This window comes from Geobacillus sp. (genome assembly GCF_017515625.1).
Taxonomy (GTDB): Bacteria; Bacillota; Bacilli; order Bacillales; family Anoxybacillaceae; genus Geobacillus; species Geobacillus stearothermophilus.
On record NZ_JAFWFM010000115.1, the window covers coordinates 1 to 6,420 of the forward strand.

Annotated in this window: 6 protein-coding genes and 1 pseudogene; 5 read left to right on the plus strand and 2 right to left on the minus strand. The window is 58.4% G+C overall.

Annotation, left to right across the window (positions count from 1 at the left end):
* The first annotated feature begins 146 nt into the window (after window positions 1-146).
* The 5 genes from yutH to thrB all read left to right on the plus strand — a co-directional run bounded on the left by yutH (window position 147) and on the right by thrB (window position 5,739).
* Entirely contained in the window at window positions 147-1,151 is a 1,005-nt protein-coding gene (gene yutH / locus IKE44_RS07125) for a spore coat putative kinase YutH (RefSeq protein ID WP_049625463.1), read from the plus strand.
* Between the two features lie 250 nt (window positions 1,152-1,401).
* Window positions 1,402-2,376, plus strand: coding sequence for a 2-hydroxyacid dehydrogenase (locus IKE44_RS07130; protein ID WP_033010396.1), 975 nt, complete (start codon window positions 1,402-1,404; stop codon window positions 2,374-2,376).
* A 92-nt stretch (window positions 2,377-2,468) separates the two neighbouring features.
* Window positions 2,469-3,767, plus strand: coding sequence for a homoserine dehydrogenase (locus tag IKE44_RS07135; protein ID WP_033016320.1), 1,299 nt, complete (start codon window positions 2,469-2,471; stop codon window positions 3,765-3,767).
* A complete protein-coding gene (thrC, locus tag IKE44_RS07140; protein ID WP_033010398.1) occupies window positions 3,767-4,828 on the plus strand; it encodes a threonine synthase in 1,062 nt (353 codons plus the stop codon). The genes IKE44_RS07135 and thrC overlap by 1 nt, the downstream gene beginning before the upstream one ends.
* Window positions 4,825-5,739, plus strand: a complete 915-nt coding sequence (thrB, locus tag IKE44_RS07145) for a homoserine kinase (protein WP_033016317.1) — start codon at window positions 4,825-4,827, stop codon at window positions 5,737-5,739. The genes thrC and thrB overlap by 4 nt, the downstream gene beginning before the upstream one ends.
* 102 nt (window positions 5,740-5,841) lie before the next feature.
* Here thrB and IKE44_RS07150 read toward each other — a convergent pair whose 3' ends face one another.
* Complete coding sequence (locus IKE44_RS07150) at window positions 5,842-6,084, minus strand: NifU family protein (RefSeq protein WP_225995604.1); 243 nt, start codon at window positions 6,082-6,084, stop codon at window positions 5,842-5,844.
* 119 nt (window positions 6,085-6,203) lie between these two features.
* Window positions 6,204-6,420: pseudogene (locus IKE44_RS07155) on the minus strand (IS701 family transposase); the annotation flags it as partial.

A 6,420-nucleotide genomic window follows, 5' to 3' on the forward strand; every position in this document is an offset into this window, starting at 1 on the left:
CGTGGCCGCGAAGCGCACCCTAGGTCTGTAAGATATCCACAAAACTGAAAAAGGATGTAAGGGATTTTGTCGAAAAATATTTTTTGGACACCCCTGAGGGGCCGAAAAGCCTTGATACATCAACATTTCTAGAGGGAGGAGCGGCCATGGAAACATGGGTATATGAGCAATATGACATGCGCGTCGGACGGATGGAACAGCGGGGAGCGTCTACGGTCGTTTGGCATAAACAAGAGCGGTTTCTCATCGTGCCGGCGGATGGGCGGAGCGAGGAGGAGCTGGAAGAGCGTCAGCAAATGAGCCGCTATTTGCGGGCGAAAGGGGTGGACGCCGTCGGGGAGCTGGTCAAAACGAAACATGGGACGTATATTGCCCCCTGCCAAGGCCAGCCGTTCGTCCTCCTCCGCGCGCCGCTTCCGGCCGCCCGCCTTCGTTCGCTCGGCCGCGAACTGGCGCTCATGCATGAATACGGGCGCTCTTGCCCGCTGCCGATCACATCCTGCCGGCGCATCGGCCAATGGCGCGAACTGTGGGCGAAGCGAATCGACCAAATGGAGGCGTTTTGGGCGAACATGATGGCAGCGGGGCCGGCATCGCCGTTTGACCGCCTGTTTCTTGAATCGTTCCCGTACTATTTAGGATTGGCGGAAAACGCCGTGCAATATGTGGCTGACACAGAGCTCGACGACGAACCGCTGCGCGTCGATTATGCGGCGTTTTGTCATGAGCGCCTGCCGCAAGCCGGCTGGGTCGAAGGAACGGAGGCGAAGCTGCCGCTCGATTGGGTGTACGACCATTGCGCCCGCGATTTGGCGGAATGGGTGCGCCATTTGTACAACAAGCGTGGGCTAGGCTGTCAACGGGCAGTGCGGCAGTTCTTCCAAGATTACGGTCATTTGGCGCCGCTGTCGTCGTTTGCCTGGCGGCTGGTTTATGCGCGCCTGCTGTTTCCGCTTCCGTATTTTGAATGCATCGAGGCGTATTATACGACGGCGGACCGCGAAGAGCAGGCGAGGCAGGAACGGGCGCTGCGGCAGTTGCTTGACGCATCGCGCGAGTATGAGCAGTTTTTGGCGTCATTTGCTGAGATCGCCGGCATCGCCAACCATATCCGGCTGCCGGCCGTTGAATGGCTGCCGCCGGCGCCATGAGGGGGAAGAAACTTCCCGTTTTTTCAGCTGAAGCAGGTCTGGGTGATTTTCCTTTTTATAGAAAGGAAACACCCTGTTTTTTTCAGCCGAAGCGAATGGGGGCCTGTTTTCTTTCCGTGACAGGGGGTCTTCGTTTTTGTCCGCAACGAACGAGTGCCGACTTTTCCGAACCACCGGAACGGACAACTTCCCGTTTTTTTTAGCTGGAGTTGTGATAAGATTTAGAAAAAATGAGATGGAGGGCTGTTTCATGACGAAACCGTACGTCTTTGTGACGCGAAAGCTGCCGGAGGAGGTGATCGCCCCGCTCGCCGCCGTCGCCGAGGTCGGCATGTGGCCGCATGAGGACGTGGCTGTACCGCACGAGGTGTTGGTGGAAGAGGCGAAAAAGGCGGCGGCCCTTTTGCCGATGGTGTCCGACCCGATCGACGAGGACGTGCTGGCGGCCGGTTCAGGGCTTAAAGTCGTCGCCAACATGGGCGTCGGCTATGACAACATTGACGTGCCGGCGGCAACGAAGCGCGGCGTTCTTGTGTGCAACACGCCGGATGTGCTGACCGATACGACGGCTGATTTGACGTTTGCTTTGCTGCTCGCCACTGCCCGCCGCCTTGTCGAAGCAGCCGAATTTTTGAAAGAAGGAAAATGGAAAAGCTGGAGCCCGTTTTTGCTGGCGGGCGCCGATGTCCATCATAAAACGATCGGCATCGTCGGCATGGGCAACATCGGGCAGGCGGTGGCGAAGCGGGCGAAAGGGTTTGACATGGATGTGTTGTATTACAACCGCTCGCGCCGTCCGGAGGCGGAAGAGAAGCTGGGCGCCGTCTACCGCCCGTTCGCCGATTTGCTTGCCGAGAGCGATTTTGTCGTCTGCTTGACGCCGCTGACCCGCGAGACGCGCCATTTGTTCAACCGCGAGGCGTTTCGGCAAATGAAAACATCGGCGATTTTCATTAATGCGGCGCGCGGCGCGGTCGTTGATGAACAGGCGCTTTATGAGGCGCTTGTCGCAGGGGAGATCGCCGCTGCCGGGCTCGATGTGTTTGAGAAAGAGCCGGTCGCCGCCGATCATCCGCTTCTGTCGCTTCCGAACGTTGTGGCGTTGCCGCATATCGGCAGCGCCACATACGAAACGCGGCGAGCGATGATGACGTTGGCGCGCGACAACATCATCGCTGTCTTGGAAGGCCGGTCGCCGTTGACCCCGGTGAACGAGCTGTCGTAAAACTTTTCATTGCCAAATGGCTGATCGTCTTTTATAATGTCTACTATAAAAATACAAATGTCTACTGTACGTAAACAGAAGGAGCGGGAATCATGGAAAAACCAATTTTGGTCGGATTGTTAGGACTAGGAACGGTCGGGAGCGGCGTGGTGAAAATTATCGAAAACCACCAGGAAAAATTGATGCACCAAGTCGGCTGTCCGGTGAAGGTGAAAAAAATCCTCGTCCGGGACGTACATAAGCCGCGCGATGTCGCCGTCGACCCCGCATTGTTGACGACAAGCGCCGCCGACGTGATCGACGATCCGGACATCAATGTCATCATCGAGGTGATGGGCGGCGTCGAGGAGACGAAAGAGTGGCTGTTGCGGGCGCTCCGCCAAGGGAAGCACGTGGTGACCGCGAACAAAGATTTAATGGCTGTCTACGGTTCAGAGCTGCTTCGGGTGGCGGCGGAGCACCGTTGCGATTTGTTTTATGAAGCGAGCGTCGCCGGCGGCATTCCGATTTTGCGCAGCCTGGTCGACGGCTTGGCGTCCGACCGGATCACCAAGCTCATGGGCATCGTGAACGGAACGACGAACTACATTTTGACGAAAATGTCGCAAAACGGCGCTTCGTATGAAGCCGTGCTGGCGGAAGCGCAGGCGCTCGGGTTCGCCGAGGCCGATCCGACGTCAGACGTGGAAGGGCTCGATGCGGCGCGAAAAATGGCGATTTTGGCCCGCCTCGGCTTTTCGATGGACATCGACTTGGACGATGTGCAAGTGAAGGGAATCACCGAAGTGACCGAGGAAGACTTGAACTACGGGAAGCGGCTTGGCTACACGATGAAATTGATCGGCATCGCCCAGCGCGACGGGCAGAAGGTCGAAGTGAGCGTCCAGCCGACGTTTTTGCCGGATTCGCACCCGCTTGCGTCGGTGCATAACGAATACAACGCCGTCTATGTGTATGGCGAAGCGGTCGGGGAGACGATGTTTTACGGGCCGGGGGCGGGCAGCCTGCCGACGGCGACAGCCGTTGTCTCCGATCTGGTCGCGGTGATGAAAAACATGCGCCTTGGCGTCAACGGCCATTCCGCGGTCGCCCCGCAATATGAAAAGCAATTGAAAGCGCCAGCGGAAATTTTCTCAAAATACTTTTTGCGCATTCATGTGAAAGACCAAGTCGGTGCATTTACGAAAATTACGACGCTGTTTTCGCAGCGCGGGGTGAGCTTTGAGAAAATTTTGCAGCTGCCGCTGAAAGAAAACGGTCTGGCGGAAATCGTGATCGTGACGCATGACGCCTCGCAGCAAGACTACGAAGACATTTTGCAGCAGCTGGGCGATTTGGAAATCGTCGAGCGCGTCCAAAGTTCGTATCGGGTGGAAGGGGAGAAACGGTAATGGCATGGAACGGCCTGCTTGACGCCTATGGCGAGTTTTTGCCGCTTACGGCGGCGACGCCGAGGCTGTCACTTTGCGAAGGGAACACGCCGCTCATTCCGCTGCCGCGTCTGTCGGAAGAGCTTGGGATCACCTTGTATGTCAAGGTTGAAGGGGCGAACCCAACCGGTTCGTTTAAAGACCGCGGCATGGTGATGGCGGTGGCGAAAGCGAAAGAGGAAGGAAGCCATACGATCATTTGCGCGTCAACTGGCAACACGTCGGCGTCGGCGGCCGCCTATGCGGCGCGCGCCGGCATGCGTTGCCTCGTCGTTGTGCCGAACGGGAAAATCGCGCTTGGCAAACTGGCGCAAGCGGCGATGTACGGCGCGGAGATTTTCGCGATTGACGGCAACTTTGACGAGGCGCTGAAAATGGTGCGCCGCCTGAGCGAAACGGCGCCGATTACGCTTGTCAACTCGGTCAATCCGCACCGGATCGAAGGACAGAAAACGGCGGCGTTCGAAGTGTGCGACCAGCTTGGCCGCGCCCCGGACGTGCTCGCCATTCCGGTCGGCAACGCCGGCAACATCACCGCCTATTGGAAAGGGTTTAAGGAGTACCATGCGGCCAAAGGGACCGGGTTGCCGCAAATGCGCGGCTTTGAAGCGGAAGGAGCGGCAGCGATCGTCCGCAACCGGGTGATTGAACAGCCGGAAACGGTGGCGACGGCGATCCGCATCGGCAATCCGGCGAGCTGGGAAAAAGCGGTCGAGGCCGCCAACGAATCGCGCGGAAAAATCGATGAGGTGAGCGATGCCGAAATTTTGGCCGCCTACAAGCGGCTCGCCCGGACGGAAGGCATTTTTGCCGAGCCGGCATCATGCGCGGCCATCGCCGGGGTCATCAAACAGCGCGAACGGAACGAAATCGAACGCGGCAGCCTCGTCGTAGCGGTTTTGACCGGCAACGGCTTGAAAGACCCGGCCATCGCCTTGGAGACGGCGGCGATTGAGCCGGTCGTGCTGCCGAATGATGAACGAGCTGTCTTGGAGCGTTTGCAAGGGGTTGTCCGCACATGAAAGAAGACGAGATGTTGAAAATCATCGTGCCGGGCAGCACGGCGAACTTAGGGCCCGGCTTTGACTCGATCGGGCTCGCCGTCAACCGTTACTTGACGCTTGATGTTCGCTTGGCGGAAGCGTGGTCGTTTGCGCCCAAAACACCGGAAGTCAGCGGCATTCCGCGCGGGACGGACAATTTGGTGTACGAGGTGGCGGACAAGGTGGCGGACGCGCACGGCCGGCGGCTGCCGAGCTGCGCGGTCGATGTGTACAGCGACATTCCGTTTACGCGCGGGCTAGGTAGCAGCGCAGCGGCGGTCGTCGCCGGCGTGGAGCTCGCCGATGCGCTGCTCGAGCTAGGCCTGTCGCGCGAACAAAAGATGGAATGGGCGGCCCGCTATGAAGGGCATCCCGACAATGTCGGCGCCTCGCTGTACGGGGGGCTGGTCATCGGCTGCTGCCGCGAAGCGGGGGTGGATGTCGTCCGTGTGCCGGAATTTGATGTGGAGATCGTCGCCATTATCCCCGGTTATGAACTGGAAACGAAAAAAGCGCGCGGACAGCTGCCGGCCCAATGGCCGCGGGCGCGCGCCGTCGAGGCAAGCGCCGTCAGCAACGTCCTTGTCGCCGCCTTGCTCACGAAAAACTGGAAGCTCGCCGGCCGGATGATGGCGGCCGATTTGTTCCACCAGCCGTACCGGAAACCGCTCGTTCCGGAGCTGGCGCGGGCCGAGACGCTTGCCGAGGAATACGGAGCGATCGGCGCGGCGCTGAGCGGGGCGGGGCCGACAGTGCTCGTCTTTGCCGAACCGGGTCAAGGAGAGCGGCTGGCGCACCAGCTGCGCCCGCATTTTCCGACGTGCGACATCGCGCGTCTTTCCGTCGAGCCGCGCGGCAGCCGCGTCTACAAGCTGGCGCTTGAAGCTTGACCGCCAGCGGCAGTCCGGTTTTCGGGGTCGTCCGGAAGCGGACGGTGTCCGCCCGCCGGCGACAAAAAAAATCCGAACAGCGGTCGCTGTTCGGATTTTTCATTAAAACACTTGTTCCACTTCAACGACGCCCGGCACTTCTTCAAACAAGGCGCGTTCGATCCCCGCTTTCAGCGTGATCGTCGAGCTCGGGCAGCTGCCGCATGCGCCAAGGAGACGGAGTTTGACAACGCCGTCTTCGACATCGACAAGTTCGCAGTCGCCGCCGTCGCGAAGCAGGAACGGACGGAGTTTATCTAAAACTTCTTGTACTTGTTCTTTGATTTCTTGATCCGTCATTTTCATCGACTCCTTTCCCTATTTTTTATTATAATCATGATAGCGGAAAAAATCTAATGATAACTGTAGATGAGCATTTTTCATTACAATAATTTCCATGGTTAGAGAGACAAACAGGGTACCCCTTACGCGATACGGAGCGGTTTTTTGATCACATCAATGAGAATATCTTGCTTCGCAGCGTCATAAATGAACTCGACGACGCTGTGGCCTTTCCGCGACCGAAGAAGCTCCAGCCCGGTGGAGAGGTTTTGTCGGGATTCGGCGATGCTGTACACGCAGGAGAGCAGCACCACCGCCCAATACCGTTTCACCGCCCGAATGTGGCGAACGCGGTATCCA